The organism is Microbacterium sp. MF43 (assembly GCF_012847295.1).
In the GTDB taxonomy this organism is placed as follows: Bacteria; Actinomycetota; Actinomycetes; order Actinomycetales; family Microbacteriaceae; genus Microbacterium.
Genome location: NZ_JABBDY010000002.1, coordinates 227,322 through 240,799, shown reverse-complemented (window position 1 = coordinate 240,799; position 13,478 = coordinate 227,322). Strand labels below are relative to the sequence as shown.

18 protein-coding genes and 1 riboswitch are annotated in these 13,478 nt (G+C 69.5%); of the genes, 15 read left to right on the top strand and 3 right to left on the bottom strand.

All coding sequences use genetic code 11. The features are described from left to right. The first annotated feature begins 3 nt into the window (after positions 1-3). The 7 genes from HF323_RS05480 to HF323_RS05450 all read left to right on the top strand — a co-directional run bounded on the left by HF323_RS05480 (position 4) and on the right by HF323_RS05450 (position 5,746). Positions 4-888 (top strand): CPBP family intramembrane glutamic endopeptidase, encoded by an 885-nt coding sequence (locus HF323_RS05480; protein ID WP_169581580.1) that lies wholly within the window; start codon positions 4-6, stop codon positions 886-888. A gap of 46 nt (positions 889-934) precedes the next feature. Further along, positions 935-998, top strand: a riboswitch (guanidine-III (ykkC-III) riboswitch). A 9-nt stretch (positions 999-1,007) separates the two neighbouring features. Next, the gene (locus HF323_RS05475) at positions 1,008-1,328 is read left to right on the top strand and encodes a multidrug efflux SMR transporter (RefSeq protein WP_169581579.1); all 321 of its coding nucleotides are present in this window, start codon (positions 1,008-1,010) and stop codon (positions 1,326-1,328) included. A gap of 137 nt (positions 1,329-1,465) precedes the next feature. Further along, complete coding sequence (locus tag HF323_RS05470) at positions 1,466-3,067, top strand: M20/M25/M40 family metallo-hydrolase (protein ID WP_169581578.1); 1,602 nt, start codon at positions 1,466-1,468, stop codon at positions 3,065-3,067. Between the two features lie 391 nt (positions 3,068-3,458). Continuing rightward, positions 3,459-3,800 (top strand): PadR family transcriptional regulator, encoded by a 342-nt coding sequence (locus tag HF323_RS05465; protein ID WP_169581577.1) that lies wholly within the window; start codon positions 3,459-3,461, stop codon positions 3,798-3,800. A 1-nt stretch (position 3,801) separates the two neighbouring features. Next, a complete protein-coding gene (locus tag HF323_RS05460; RefSeq protein WP_169581576.1) occupies positions 3,802-4,176 on the top strand; it encodes a DUF1048 domain-containing protein in 375 nt (124 codons plus the stop codon). Next, the gene (locus HF323_RS05455; protein ID WP_169581575.1) at positions 4,173-4,982 is read left to right on the top strand and encodes an ATP-binding cassette domain-containing protein; all 810 of its coding nucleotides are present in this window, start codon (positions 4,173-4,175) and stop codon (positions 4,980-4,982) included. Before HF323_RS05460 ends, HF323_RS05455 begins: the two co-directional genes overlap by 4 nt. Further along, the gene (locus HF323_RS05450; protein WP_169581574.1) at positions 4,979-5,746 is read left to right on the top strand and encodes an ABC transporter permease; all 768 of its coding nucleotides are present in this window, start codon (positions 4,979-4,981) and stop codon (positions 5,744-5,746) included. Before HF323_RS05455 ends, HF323_RS05450 begins: the two co-directional genes overlap by 4 nt. Positions 5,747-5,826: 80 nt before the next feature. Here HF323_RS05450 and HF323_RS05445 read toward each other — a convergent pair whose 3' ends face one another. Beyond that, on the bottom strand, positions 5,827-6,174 hold the full coding sequence (locus HF323_RS05445) for a metalloregulator ArsR/SmtB family transcription factor (protein WP_169581573.1): 348 nt from the start codon (positions 6,172-6,174) through the stop codon (positions 5,827-5,829). 80 nt (positions 6,175-6,254) lie between these two features. On the opposite strand from HF323_RS05445, the gene HF323_RS05440 reads away from it, so the two are divergent. From HF323_RS05440 to HF323_RS05405, 8 genes are all read left to right on the top strand, one after another. Continuing rightward, the gene (locus HF323_RS05440; protein ID WP_169581572.1) at positions 6,255-7,565 is read left to right on the top strand and encodes an NAD(P)-binding domain-containing protein; all 1,311 of its coding nucleotides are present in this window, start codon (positions 6,255-6,257) and stop codon (positions 7,563-7,565) included. Next, positions 7,553-8,083 carry a GNAT family N-acetyltransferase gene (locus HF323_RS05435; protein ID WP_223169209.1) on the top strand — a complete coding sequence of 177 codons (531 nt, stop codon included), beginning with the start codon at positions 7,553-7,555 and terminating at the stop codon, positions 8,081-8,083. Before HF323_RS05440 ends, HF323_RS05435 begins: the two co-directional genes overlap by 13 nt. A 225-nt stretch (positions 8,084-8,308) precedes the next feature. Further along, the gene (locus HF323_RS15380) at positions 8,309-8,578 is read left to right on the top strand and encodes a hypothetical protein (protein ID WP_223169208.1); all 270 of its coding nucleotides are present in this window, start codon (positions 8,309-8,311) and stop codon (positions 8,576-8,578) included. A 9-nt stretch (positions 8,579-8,587) separates the two neighbouring features. After that, positions 8,588-9,058: a hypothetical protein gene (locus tag HF323_RS05425; protein WP_169581571.1), complete on the top strand. Its 471-nt coding sequence runs from the start codon at positions 8,588-8,590 to the stop codon at positions 9,056-9,058. A gap of 140 nt (positions 9,059-9,198) precedes the next feature. Beyond that, positions 9,199-10,788, top strand: a complete 1,590-nt coding sequence (locus HF323_RS05420) for a radical SAM protein (protein ID WP_223169207.1) — start codon at positions 9,199-9,201, stop codon at positions 10,786-10,788. Continuing rightward, on the top strand, positions 10,785-11,102 hold the full coding sequence (locus HF323_RS05415; RefSeq protein WP_211160318.1) for a hypothetical protein: 318 nt from the start codon (positions 10,785-10,787) through the stop codon (positions 11,100-11,102). Before HF323_RS05420 ends, HF323_RS05415 begins: the two co-directional genes overlap by 4 nt. Before the next feature lie 2 nt (positions 11,103-11,104). Then, positions 11,105-11,923: a prolipoprotein diacylglyceryl transferase family protein gene (locus HF323_RS05410; protein WP_169581570.1), complete on the top strand. Its 819-nt coding sequence runs from the start codon at positions 11,105-11,107 to the stop codon at positions 11,921-11,923. Next, a complete protein-coding gene (locus tag HF323_RS05405) occupies positions 11,907-12,491 on the top strand; it encodes a hypothetical protein (protein ID WP_169581569.1) in 585 nt (194 codons plus the stop codon). The genes HF323_RS05410 and HF323_RS05405 overlap by 17 nt, the downstream gene beginning before the upstream one ends. Before the next feature lie 3 nt (positions 12,492-12,494). Here the strand turns inward: HF323_RS05405 and HF323_RS05400 are convergent, their stop codons facing one another. Together HF323_RS05400 and HF323_RS05395 are read right to left on the bottom strand one after the other, a co-directional pair. After that, positions 12,495-12,746 (bottom strand): hypothetical protein, encoded by a 252-nt coding sequence (locus HF323_RS05400; protein ID WP_169581568.1) that lies wholly within the window; start codon positions 12,744-12,746, stop codon positions 12,495-12,497. Positions 12,747-12,882: 136 nt separating this feature from the next. Then, positions 12,883-13,431, bottom strand: coding sequence for a putative immunity protein (locus HF323_RS05395; protein ID WP_169581567.1), 549 nt, complete (start codon positions 13,429-13,431; stop codon positions 12,883-12,885). Positions 13,432-13,478 lie beyond the last annotated feature (47 nt).

The window sequence follows — 13,478 nt, the reverse complement described above, 5'->3', positions numbered from 1 at the left end:
CCCATGCCCGCCCATCCCGCCGCCGCGCCCGTCACGACGCTGCCCGCGTGGTCGTGGCGCCTGGCTCCCGCGTTCGTGGTGTGCCTGGCCGCGCCGGCGTTCTTCGTGGTGCGGGTGGCGTGGCTCGGCTGGGTGCTGCTGGCCGTGGGGCTGGTGCTCGCGCTCGTCGTGGAGCGGGCGGATGCCTCCCCCGCCGGCGCCGAGGAAGAACCGGGGTCGCCGCGGCGGCCGTCGATCCTGCGCGATCTGTCGCTCATCGCGATCGGTCTGCTGATCGTCAGCGCCATCCCGCTCAAGGCCGAGCTCGACAACGTGGCGATCCTGCGGTTCGCCGTCGCGCTCGGCGGCGCGGTGGCGGTGCCGTACGCGATCTCGCGATGGGTGTACCGCGATCACGCGATCCGCTTCCCGTGGCGCGGGGGCGGCCGATGGACCGCCTTCCAGTGGTCGTGGCTGGCGGCGGTGCTGGTGCTGGGGTGGCTGATCCTGCCGTTCTACTTCATCACGTCGGGCGTGTACCTCAACTGGCCGGTGGTCGACACCCCGGATCTCATCGCGCGGCTCTTCGTCGGCGTGGGGGCGGTCGGCATCTGGGACGAGCTCTTCTTCATCTGCACGTGCTTCGCGCTGCTGCGCCGCCACTTCCCGTTCTGGCAGGCCAACGTCCTGCAGAGCATCGTGTTCGTGTCGTTCCTGTGGGAGCTCGGGTATCAGGCGTGGGGGCCGGTGCTCACGATCCCCTTCGCCTTCCTCATGGGCTTCATCTTCATGCGCACCCGCTCGCTCGCGTATGTCGTGACGGTGCACCTCCTCTTCGACGCGGTCGTCTTCCTCGTGCTGGTGCATGCGCACAACCCGGGCGTGCTCGACTGGCTCTTCCTCGTCTGACCCCGAGGTGCACAGGGGGTGCGCAGGGAGGTCGGCTACCGTGGATGGCGGATCCCGACCGGATCCCCGGACGACGGATCAGTACCCGGTAAGCGACAAGACTGGCCAGGAGCACAGTCATGGCGTGGGTCATCCTCATCCTCTCGGGCATCCTCGAAGCGGTCTGGGCCACGGCGCTCGGCAAGAGCGAGGGGTTCACGAAACTCTGGCCGGCCGTCGTCTTCGGCGTCGGGCTCGTGCTCAGCATGGGCGGCCTCGCGTGGGCGATGCGCGACATCTCGACCGGCACCGCGTACGCGGTCTGGGTCGGCATCGGCGCATCCCTCACGGTTGCGTACGCGATGATCACCGGTGACGAATCCTTCTCCATCGTGAAGATGCTGCTGATCCTCGGCCTGGTCGGCTGCGTCGTCGGACTCAAGCTCGTCGGTCACGAGTGATCCGAGGGTGGGATGCCGCGGCATCCCACCCCTGCGAACGCGCTGTCGGCGGAGGGGCTAGTACTCGCCGCGACGCTGTGCCAGTCTGCCCGCAGGAAGCCGATGCCAAAGGGGTCGTCGGCAGAAAGGGCAGCACCATGCCGATCAACAACAGGCGCGTCTGGGCGGTGGCCACCATCGCCGCCTTGAGCGCGTCGGTCGCTTTCGCGAGTCCCGCATACGCGGCGCCGAACAACAATTCGGTGAAGAAGATCACCAAAGCCGTGACGCTGGAAGGGGTCATGGAGCACCTCGAGGCGTTCCAGGACATCGCCGACCAGTACGGAGACCGTGCCGCCGGGCGGCCGGGGTACGAGGCATCCGTCGACTACGTCGTCGCGGAGCTCGAAGCCGCCGGTTACACGCCGACGGTGCAGGCTTTCGAGTTCGACTACTTCGACGAGAACAACGAACTCATCCGCATCAGCCCGAACCCTCGCGTCTTCGCCGACGAGGACGAGTTCACGCGCAACACCTTCGACTCCGGCAGTCCCGAGGGCACGGCGACCGGAGCGCTGTACCCGGTCGACCTCGTGCTGAACCCTGCGGGTCCGGCCAACTCGAGCAACAGCGGCTGTGAGGCGGCGGACTTCGCCGGCATGCCGGCAGGCAGCGTCGCACTGGTGCAGCGCGGCACGTGCGGCTTCGCCGTCAAGGTGCTCAACGCGCAGGCGGCGGGCGCCTCGGCCGTCATCGTGATGAACGAGGGCCAGCCCGGCCGCACCGGTCTGATCAACATGATCGGAGACGCGACCGGACTCACCATCCCGGCCGTGTTCGCCACGTACGCGACCGGTGTCGACCTGGCTTCGACGCCGAACTCGACTGTTCGCGTGACGGTGTCGTACGACGCCGACGTGCGCACCGCGTGGAACGTGCTGGCCGAGACATCCGCGGGCAATGACGACAACACCGTGATGGCCGGCGCGCACCTCGACAGCGTTCAGGACGGCGCGGGCATCAACGACAACGGCTCGGGCAGCGCAGCGCTGCTGGAGACGGCGATCCAGATGTCGAAGACCAAGCCCAACAACACCGTGCGCTTCGCGTGGTGGGGTGCTGAGGAGAGCGGGCTGCTCGGGTCGGAGCACTACGTCGCGAGCCTGACCGACGAGGAGATCGGCGACATCGCGCTGTACCTCAACTTCGACATGATCGCGTCGCCGAACTACACGTTCGGCATCTACGACGGCGACGAGTCCGACTTCACCGCGCCGGTCGTGGTGCCGGAGGGCTCGGCTCAGATCGAGGACGTCTTCGAGTCGTTCTACGACAGCGTCGGCGAGCCGTACAAGGGCACGGAGTTCTCGGGGCGCTCGGACTACGGTCCGTTCATCGCGGTGGGCGTTCCCGCCGGCGGCCTCTTCACCGGAGCCGAGGCTCCCAAGACCGCGGCGGAAGCGGCTGTGTGGGGCGGCGTGCCCGCCGCGCAGCTCGACCCCTGCTACCACGAGCCGTGCGACAACCTCACCGGTGAAGGTCACGACGATGCGCTGTATGCCGCTCTCGAGGAGTACTACGACCTCGTGGGCAACATCAACTTGTGGGCGCTCGACGTGAACTCCGACGCGGTCGCGGCGGCGATCATGACGTTCGCGTTCGACACGTCCACCGTGAACGGTGTGTCGGCACCCGGCAAGTCGCACGGCAAGGCGAACGTGAAGAGCCTGGAGGCCATGCAGAACCGCTTCTCCAGCTGAGCGGAGAGGGCCGGTTCCTCACGTTCAACCTGACGTCGAATCGACTTCTTCGTGAACTCTTGACGACGTCCGGTCCCTGAGTAGATTCGGTCCTGCGAAGAGAAAACAGACACGAAGGACCCGAAAGGGACCCGATACGGAAACCGCACATCGCATGATGATCGCCCCGAGGCTCCGGCCCCGGGGCGATCTTCATTTTCCCGCGCACGTGCGCGGATCTCCCGCCGCCCCTCCCGCGCCCCCATGCCCGTTCCGCACGCCCGTTCCCCCCGGTCGTCGAGCGAGCGGAGCGAGTCGAAACGCGTCGACTATTCAGTGTTGCCAAGTACCGGTACTTAGTGTTACCGTCTAGTAGTACTCAGCGACACAGAGTAGAAGGAGGTGAGGCGCTATGGGCAATCAGATGACCGAGATGCTCAAGGGCACTCTCGAAGGGATGGTGCTCGCCATCCTCGCCGGCCGTCCCGCGTACGGATACGAGATCACGGCACGGCTTCGCGACCAGGGATTCGCCGACATCGTCGAGGGCACCGTGTACGCCCTCCTGGTCCGCATCGAGCAGAAGGGCCTGGTCGACGTCGAGAAGGTGCCGTCGGAGAAGGGCCCGCCGCGCAAGGTCTACACGCTCAACCCGCAGGGGCGCGAGCAGCTTGAAGAGTTCTGGAGGACGTGGAGCTTCCTCGCCGAACGGATCGACCAGCTCCACACCGAAAACACCGAAGGAGAGAACTGACATGGCCGCGAAGTGGATCGAATTCCTGACCGGTTCGCTCGACGACAAGCGGGCGTACCGCCAGTACAAGGCGCGGATCGCGGCGCTGCCCGAGCCCTACGGCACGGCGGCGAAAGCCTTCGAGCGCTACTTCATGTACAACGGCGGCATCACCGACGGCGACCCCGCCGTGATGATCACCATGCTGAACGATTTCGCCGACCTCTGGGAGCGGGCCGCGGCCGACCAGACCCCCGTCGACGACATCGTCGGAGACGACCCGGTCGAGTTCGCCGAGGCCTTCGCCGCGGCCTACGCCGGCAAGCGCTGGATCGACAAGGAGCGCGACCGTCTCAACGACACCATCCGCGGACTGAACAAGGAGGATTCCGAATGAGCACCACCGCCATCCGCGTTCGCGGAATCGAGAAGTCGTTCAAAGACCTCTCCGTCCTGCGGGGCGTCGACTTCGATGTCGACGCGGGCTCGATCTTCGCGCTGCTCGGCTCGAACGGCGCGGGCAAGACGACGCTCGTCCGCATCCTCGCCACGCTGCTGAAGGCCGACGCGGGCACCGCGTCCGTGCACGGACACGACGTCGCCACGGCGGCGGGCGAGGTCCGCGACTCGATCAGCCTCACGGGGCAGTTCGCGGCGGTCGACGAGATCCTCACGGGTCGTGAGAACCTCGTCCTGGTCGCCAAGCTCCGCCATCTCGACGATCCCGGTGCGGTGGCCGACGAGCTCCTCGCTCGCTTCGCCCTCACCGACGCGGGGGGCCGCAAGGCGTCGACCTACTCGGGCGGCATGCGTCGCCGGCTCGACATCGCGATGAGCCTGATCGGCGATCCGCCGGTCATCTTCCTCGACGAGCCGACGACGGGCCTCGATCCGCAGGCCCGCATCGAGGTGTGGCAGACCGTCAAGCAGCTCGCCGAGGGCGGCACGACCGTGCTCTTGACCACGCAGTACCTCGACGAGGCCGAGCAGCTGGCCGACCGCATCGCGATCCTCCACAAGGGGACGATCATCCAGAACGGCACGCTCGCCGAGCTCAAGCAGCTCCTGCCGCCCGCTCAGGTCGAGTACATCGAGAAGCAGCCCTCGCTCGAGGATGTCTTCCTCGCTCTCGTCGGCGATTCCGGCGAAGAGGGCCCCGCCGCGGACGCGAGCGGTGCCACGACACGAAAGGACCTCCGATGACCACGCACGCTCTCGCCGACACCGCCGTCCTCACCGGCCGGTCGCTGCGGCACATCTCCCGCAGTCCCGACACCATCATCACCACGGCGGTCATGCCGATCGCGTTCATGCTGCTGTTCGTCTTCGTCTTCGGCGGCGCGATCGACACCGGTTCGTTCGAAGGCTCGTACGTCGACTACCTGCTGCCGGGCATCCTCCTCATCACGATCGCCTCGGGCATCTCCTACACGGCCTACCGGCTGTTCCAGGACATGCAGGGCGGCATCTTCGAACGCTTCCAGTCGATGCCGATCGCGCGCGCGGGCGTGCTGTGGGCGCATGTGCTGACGTCGATCGTGTCCAACGGCGTCTCGCTCGTCGTGGTGGTCGGGGTGGCGCTGCTGCTCGGCTTCCGCACCGGCGCCGGCGTCGGGGCCTGGCTGGCCGTGGCGGGAATCCTCTTCCTGTTCACGCTGGCGCTGACCTGGCTGGCCGTGATTCCGGGCCTCACGGCCAAGACGATGGACGGAGCGGTCGCGTTCTCGTACCCGCTCATCTTCCTGCCGTTCCTCAGCTCGGCGTTCGTGCCCACCGAGTCCATGCCGGCGCCGGTCGCCTGGTTCGCCGAGAACCAGCCCGTCACGCCGATCGTGAACACCATCCGGGCGCTGTTCACACAGCAGCCCGTCGGCACCGAGATCTGGGTCGCGCTCGCCTGGTGCGTGGGCATCCTGGTCGTCGCCTACGGGTTCGCCACGGCGATCTATCGTCGCAAGATCCGCTGAGCGGGGACGGATGCCTCGGCATCCGCCACTAGACAAGAAGGGCCGCCCCTCGGGGCGGCCCTTCTTGTCGTGCGTGCGGGTTACGGCGCCAGGAGCTGCGAGACCTGGTCGAGGGCTCCCGGCTGAAGCCGGTAGTAGGCCCACGTGCCGCGCTTGGAGCGCGAGAGGAAGCCGGCCTCGGTGAGTACCTTGAGGTGGTGCGACACCGTGGGCTGCGCGAGACCGATCGGCTCGATGAGGTCGCAGACGCACGCCTCCTGGTCGGGGCTGGCGGCCACGATCGACAGCAGCCGGAGTCGCGCCGGGTCGGCGAGGGCCTTCAGCGTGCCGGCGAGCTGCTCGGCGTCGCGCTGCGCGAGCGGCTCGGTGGCGAGCGGCTGACAGCACGCGGTCGCGGTGATGTCGGTGACGGGGAGCGTCGTGACCATGCATCGACAATAGTCGATATTGACAGCCATCGATAGACCTGCCCATACTGAACATCGACATCGATCGATATGGAGGAGCCATGACCCTGCTGGAGCTCACGCCGAGAGTGCCGACGACCGACCGCCTCACCGCCCTGCCGGTGGCCATCGTCGGCGCCGGACCGGTCGGACTCGCCGCCGCGGCGAACCTGGCCGAGCGAGGCATCGACTTCGTGATCCTCGAGGCGGGCTCGAGTGTCGGCTCGTCGATCCGGCTGTGGGGGCACGTGCCGATGTTCTCGCCGTGGCGCTACCTCGTCGATCCTGCCTCGCGGCGGCTGCTCGAGGCATCCGGCTGGCGAATCCCCGCCGAAGACCGTGCGCCCACGGGCGGCGAGCTCGTGACGCAGTATCTCGAGCCGCTCGCCGCGCTCGACGAGATCGGCCCGCGCATCCGCTTCGGAACGCGGGTGGTCGCCGTCGCGCGCGAAGGGATGGACCGCACGCGCACCGCGGGGCGCGACCGCACGCCGTTCGTGCTGCGGGTCGTCGAGGACGGCGTCGTGAGCGAGCTCTCGGCGCGCGCGGTGATCGATGCCTCCGGAACCTACCTGTCGCCGAACCCGCTGGGGTCGACCGGGCTCGACCCGATCGGATGGGAGCAGGCATCGGATGCCGTCACCCACGCGCTCCCCGACGTGACGGGCGGCGACCGCGAACGGTTCGCCGGACGCCGCGTCACGGTCGTCGGGGCGGGGCACTCCGCCGCGAACACGCTGATCCGCCTCGCCGAGCTGGCCGAGTCCACGCCCACCCGCGTCGCGTGGCTGATCCGCAATCGCAGCGCCGTGCGGGTGTCGTCCGACCCCGGCGACGAGCTGCCCGACCGCGCGCGGCTCGGGTCGCGGCTCGACCGCCTGGTGGCAGAGGGTGCGATCGAGCTGATCGACTCGTTCGAGATCGGCGCCGTCGAGCCTCTCGCCGACGGAGGAGTGCGGCTCGTGGGCACGCGCCGGGGCGAGCACGCGTCGCACGAGACCGATGTCGTCGTGAACGCGACGGGCTTCCGGCCCGACCTGGCCATGCTGCGCGAGGTGCGGCTCGACCTCGACGACATCGTCGAGGCGCCGCGCCTGCTCGCCCCGCTCATCGACCCGAACGTGCACTCCTGCGGCACGGTCGAGCCGCATGGCTTCCGCGAGCTCACTCAGCCCGAGCGCGGGTTCTTCCTCGTCGGCATGAAGTCGTACGGGCGCGCCCCGACCTTCCTCCTGGCGACGGGGTACGAGCAGGTGCGGTCGGTGACCGCCTGGATCGCCGGCGACATGTCCGCCGCGAGCGCCGTTGCCCTTACGCTCCCGGCGACCGGCGTGTGCTCCACCGACCAGGCAGGCGGAGGATGCTGCTCGTGATCGAGATCCGTCCGATGACGCCCGGCGACTGGCCCGCTGTCGAAGCGATCTTCGCGGCGGGCATCGCCGAGGGCGAGGCCACGTTCGAGACGGCCACCCCGTCGTGGCACGACTTCGACGCCGGCAAGATCGGCGATCCGCGGCTGGTCGCCGTGGACGACGCCGGCGCGGTCGTGGGGTGGGCTGCCGCGAGCCGGGTCTCGGCGCGTGCCGCCTACCGCGGGGTGATCGAGCACTCGGTGTACGTCGACCCCGCGCGGAGGGGAGAAGGGGTGGGCGCGCGCCTGCTGGAGGCGTTCGTGGAGCGGGCGGATGCCGCAGGCTTCTGGACCATCCAGTCGAGCGTCTTCCCCGAGAACGAGGCGAGCCTGCGGCTGCACGAGAAGAACGGGTTCCGCGTGGTCGGACGCCGGGAGCGCATCGCGCAGACACTGGTCGGACCCCGCGCCGGCCAGTGGCGCGACACCGTCCTCATCGAGCGGCGATCGACGCGCAACGGCGGTGGGGCGGGCGGCTGACGTCGCCGGGCCGCCGCCGGAACGGCCCGGCGCTCCCGGTGCGCCACGCCGCGCCGCTATCGCCCGCGCTGCCACGAGGAGGATCCCGACCGGCCGCTGTCGGAGGTCCGCCGGCTTTCGGGCTGGCTGGCCGACCGCGACGGCACGATCTGGCTCGAACGCGGATGCCCCGACCATGGCCTGATCAGCACGCTGTACGACGAGTCCGCCGAGATCCTGACCTACTTGGAGCAGTGGACGGCGCCGACGAAGGTGCACGGGCCCGACACGGTCGGCAACTTCAAGCCGGTGCCCTCGGCCTACGAGGACGGGCTGCCGCAGATCAACGACATCACCAAGGGGTCCGCGGCGGGTTCGTTCACGAGTATGTGGCGTGATTCAGGAGTTGCTAGCAGCGAACGTGCCGTGCAGTCCCAGATCGCCGTGGGAGTTCCGAACGGGCAGCGGCCCACCTATACACTCGCATGGGATATCACCGGCGTCCCGATTCTGTAAGGAAGCGTGATGGTTCAAGCCAAGATTCTTTGGCCGACGTCGGTCGGGCTCGGCTGCGTAGCACTGGCCGTCGCCTCGGGGGCGATGGCCGCCGGGTGGCATTCTGACAGCGCTGTGGGCGAAGGAGCCGCGTTGGCGGCGTTCGACAGGATCCAGGATTCCGTCGTCGCGGCGGACGGGCGCCCCGATTCAGTGAGTTTCTGCCTGGAGCATGCGTCGGACCAGACGATGTGCGCCATGTCCCTCGAGGTCGTTGGGAGCGCCGTTCCTGTGCGGCCGGCCCAGATCCTCGGCACCGAACCACTCGAGGACGGTTCGGTGGTGGTCCAGGTCACCGGTGTGCTCACGACGGGCGAGCCGTACCGTGGCTTCGTTCAGATCATCGAAGATGGCGACGTGCTGGTCGCCGTCGATCCGGTGTACTGGGCCGACCGTGATTTCACCCAGGATCGCAAAGCGCGACCCGCGCCGGTCGGGTAGGACTCCACCGCACCGATCGGTCCCTTAGCGCCTCACTCTTGACGCGCAACGGCGGTCCGGCGGGTGGCTGACATCCTCGGGCCGCCGCCGGAACGGCCCGGCGCTCCCGGTGCGGCACGCCGCGCCGCTATCGTGAGCGGATGAGCCAGACCGCAGGGACAGGCATGCCGTTGCGGGACTACCGCGTCCACCGCTACGTCAACGCGTTCTGCCCGCGCTGCCACGAGGAGGATCCCGACCGGCCGCTGTCGGAGGTCCGCCGGCTTTCGGGCTGGCTGGCCGACCGCGACGGCACGATCTGGCTCGAACGCGGATGCCCCGACCATGGCCTGATCAGCACGCTGTACGACGAGTCCGCCGAGATCCTGAAATACCTCGAGCAGTGGACGGCGCCGACGAAGGTGCACGGGCCCGACACGATCGGCAACTTCAAGCCGGTTCCCTCCGCCTATGAGGACGGGCTGCCGCAGATGCAGACCCAGCACACGTGCATTCTGCTCCAGGACCTCACCGACCACTGCAACCTGCGGTGCCCGACCTGCTTCGCCGAGTCGGGGCCTGCGGCCACGGCGGTCGCGCCGCTCGCCGAAGTGCTCGCATCGGTGGACGCACGGCTGGCGAAGGAGAACGACCGCATCGACGTGCTGATGCTGTCCGGCGGCGAGCCGACGCTGTACCCGTGGCTCGAGCAGCTGCTGGAGCATCTCGTCGCGCGCCCGGTCGTGCGCATCCTCATCAACTCGAACGGCCTGCGCATCGCGCAGGACGACGCGCTCGTGGCGACGCTCAAGAAGCACCGCGAGCGGGTCGAGATCTACCTGCAGTACGACGGCGAGTCGGCCGAGGCATCCGCCTACCATCGCGGTGCCGACATCCGCAGATTCAAGCAGCGCGCGCTCGAGCGGCTGTCGGAGGCGGGTGTCTTCACGACGCTCACGATGACGGCGGCGCTCGGGGTGAACGACGGCGAGATCGGTGCGGTGATCCGGCGGGCGATGGCGACGCCCTATGTCGGGGGAGTCACGATCCAGCCGGTGTTCGGCTCGGGGCGCAGCGCCGGCATCGACCCCGAGAGCCGGCTCACGCATACGGGCGTGCTCGCCCGGCTGGGTCCGCAGACCGACGGCGAGGTGACCTGGCGCGACCTCACGGCGCTGCCGTGCAGTCATCCGCACTGCTGCTCGGTGGGCTACCTGCTCAAGGACGACTCGGGCGACTGGAAGTCGCTGACGGCACTCATCGGGCACGACCGGCTGAAGGAGCTGCTCGAGCTGCAGCCCGACATGATCGCCAACCGCATCGCCGACTCGCAGATCAACAAGGCCATCCGCGACGTCGTCAAGAACTCGCTGCTCGATCTGCTGAGCGAGCAGTCTTCGCTGTCGCATCCGTCGATGTCGTCGATCTGGCGCGACATCTGCTCGAACTGCGACCTCGGCATCGGCACGCTGGCGACGCTGGCGACCTCGCAGCTTCCCGGCCAGCATCAGCGGCTGCGCAAGATGATGGGCGAGCGCGTGCTGCGCGTGACGGTGAAGCCGTTCATGGACATCAACACGATGATCGAGGAACGCCTCACGCAGTGCTGCGTACACGTGGCGACCGTCAACGAGACCACCGACGCCCACCAGTGCGCGCCGTTCTGCGCCGTACAGGCGTGGGCGCCGCTGTCGCGAACCCGCCTCTCGACGGCGACGGGCCGTCGCCAGATTCCGGTGACCGTCGCATGAGCGCCGCGGACTTCAGCCACCTCAACCAGCGCGACGACAGCGTGGGCGATCCCGCACCCCCGTTCGATCCGCTGCGGCTGTGCGTCTTCACGACGATCGCGGTGATCGCGTGCCTGCTGGGCCCGATCGCTGTCGCCGCGTTCGCAGGGGTCGCGATCGCCGGATACGCGAAGGCGCGGCGCGACGGGCTGCTGCGCTCGCGCTGCAAGCTGGGCGACACGAGGCTCGTGCTCGTCTACCTGTCGGTCATCGCCGTGCTGGCGCTCGCCGCCATCCCGTTCTGGGTCGCCCTCTGGGTGCGGATCCTGGGCTGACCGTGTTCCCGACGCTGCAGGATCTCGTGCCGTGGCTGCCGCCGCTCGACACGCATTCTGCCTTCGTCGCCCTCGGCCTGGCCGCGGCGGGCGTCGTCTTCCTCGTGGAGAAGCGGCGCCGGGGCGTCTCCGATCCGCGGATCGCCTACATCGTGCTGGGGGCGCTGGTCGGCGCGGCGCTCTTCTCGCGCCTGGGCACGTGGGCGCAGCACCTCGATCCGAGCAGGAACCTCAGCCTGATCGACCAGCTCGCCTACGGCAACGCATCGATGCTCTCGGCGCTCGTGGGGGCCTGGCTGGGGGTGCACGTCGCGAAGCGCATCGTGCGTTATCCGCTGCGCACCGGCGATCTCTTCGCGCCGGCGGTCGCGCTCGCGCTCGCCATCGGGAGGATCGGATGCCTCCTCACCGAGAAACCCGGAACCCCGACCGGCTCCGGCTGGGGCATCGTGCTCGACCCGGCCGCCGCCGCGCGGGTCGGTTCCCCCGCGGGCGTCGGGCTGCATCCCAGCTTCGTGTACGAGATCGTCTTCCACGCCGCCGCCTTCGTCGTGCTGTGGTTCTGGCTGCGTCACCGCCCGATCGCGGCGGGGGAGACGCTCACGCTCTTCATCGCCGCGTACGGCATCTTCCGGTTCCTCGTCGAGTTCGTCCGCGGCAACGAGGTCGCGTGGATGGGGCTCACGCGTCCGCAGCTGTTCCTCGCCGTCACCATCCCGCTCCTCCTCGCGCGCATCGTCTGGATGGCGCGTCGCGGGGACTTCCGCCTTCCCGCCCCCGACCAGCAAGAGAGGACGGTTCCGCATGACCAGCACGCCTGAGGATCCTCGAGAGCCGACGCCCGATGAGCCCGGCGACGCCGCGACCGGCGACGCTGCCGACGCGGCGCCCGGCGTCGGTGCATCCGCGGCGCCCGGCGTCGGGGCCGACGGGTCGGCCGACGACTCTGCTCCACCTGCCCCGGACGCCGCGCCCGACGAGGGGGATGCGCCGCCGAGCGGCTACGCGCCGCCGTCCGGTTACGCGCCGCCGCCGGGCAGCGCGGTCCCGCCCGCGATCGGTGCGGCCGGGCCCGGCTCGCTCCCGCCGGGAGCGTACGCTCCGCCCGCCAAGCGCGGCATGAGCTTCGGCGCCGGGGTCGGGACGGGCGTCGGCATCGGCTGCGGCGCCTACGCCATCGGTGGCGTGATCGTCTTCGCCACCCTCGGGATCATCGGGAGTGTGCTCGGCTGGCTGTGGCCGTTCATCATCATCGCCGCGGTCGCCATCGTGATGATGTTCTTCCCGCGCACGCGCCCCATCGCGACCGGCATCCTCATCGTCTCGGCGGCCACGTGGCTCACGGTGATCGGGCCGTGCCTGCTCCTGGTCAGCGGCATGACGCCGTGAGGCTCAGCTGACGCGGTCGGCCAGCCGGGCGGCGATCGCGTCGAGCGCGTCGGGCAGGGAGTCGAACTCGCGGACGCCGGTCGAGCCGGCGACCCACAGCACGTAGACGATCTCGTCCTTGCATTCGAGGTAGGCGACCACGCGGTGCGGGTCATCCGCTGCCGCGTCGGGATCGCACGCGACCCAGCCCCCGGACCCGACCCCGACGAGCTCGGGGCGACGGCGGATGTCGCTGACTGTCGACGTCGCAATCATGGCGGTGCCTCCTGATGGTCCGGCGAGGGGAGCATTGCTAAGCCCAGATTGGCCTCATGTCGGCACGCGGGAATGGGGCTTGACGTGATGCGCCGCTTCTGATTCGCGCCCGCCGCCGGCCGGGTGGGCGCCGGAATCAGGCCCGCTCGGCGGGCTCGGCGAGCTTCGCCTGGATGGTGCGGATGTGTCGGCCGAGCTCGCCGGAGGCGAGCAGCCCCGCGCCGAGCGGCCCCGCGGAGTCCTCGCCGAGAGGAGGCAGCAGGAGGAGCGCCGCCACGACGGCCGGGCTCGCCTGGCCGAGCTGCCACTCGATCTCGTCGTCGTCGGCCGAGGTCGCGGCCTCGGGATCGACCCCTGCGGCTTTCGCCGCATAGGCCGCAGCGCCGAGTGCGTGGGCTCCCATGTGCGCGACGCCGGCCGCTTGCGCGGCGGCGCGGGCGGCGGCGATCGCCGCGGGCGAGGTCACCGCGTGGGCGGCACGTCCGGCGACGAATCGTCGGCGGATCTCACCGGCTGCGGTCAGCTCGCCGCGCGCGAAGGCGCGTGCGCGCGCGATCGCGTCGCGGGGCCGGCCGTCGTCGGCGTTCTCCGCCTCGAACAGCGGCAGGACCCGCTCGGCGCAGTCCGCCGCCCACGCGGCGAGGAGGCGGCGGTCAGGTTCGCTGAGGGACTGAGGCGAGGGCACCCGATCATCCTGCCGCGTCCCCGCACCGCGGTCGACGGATGCGCGGC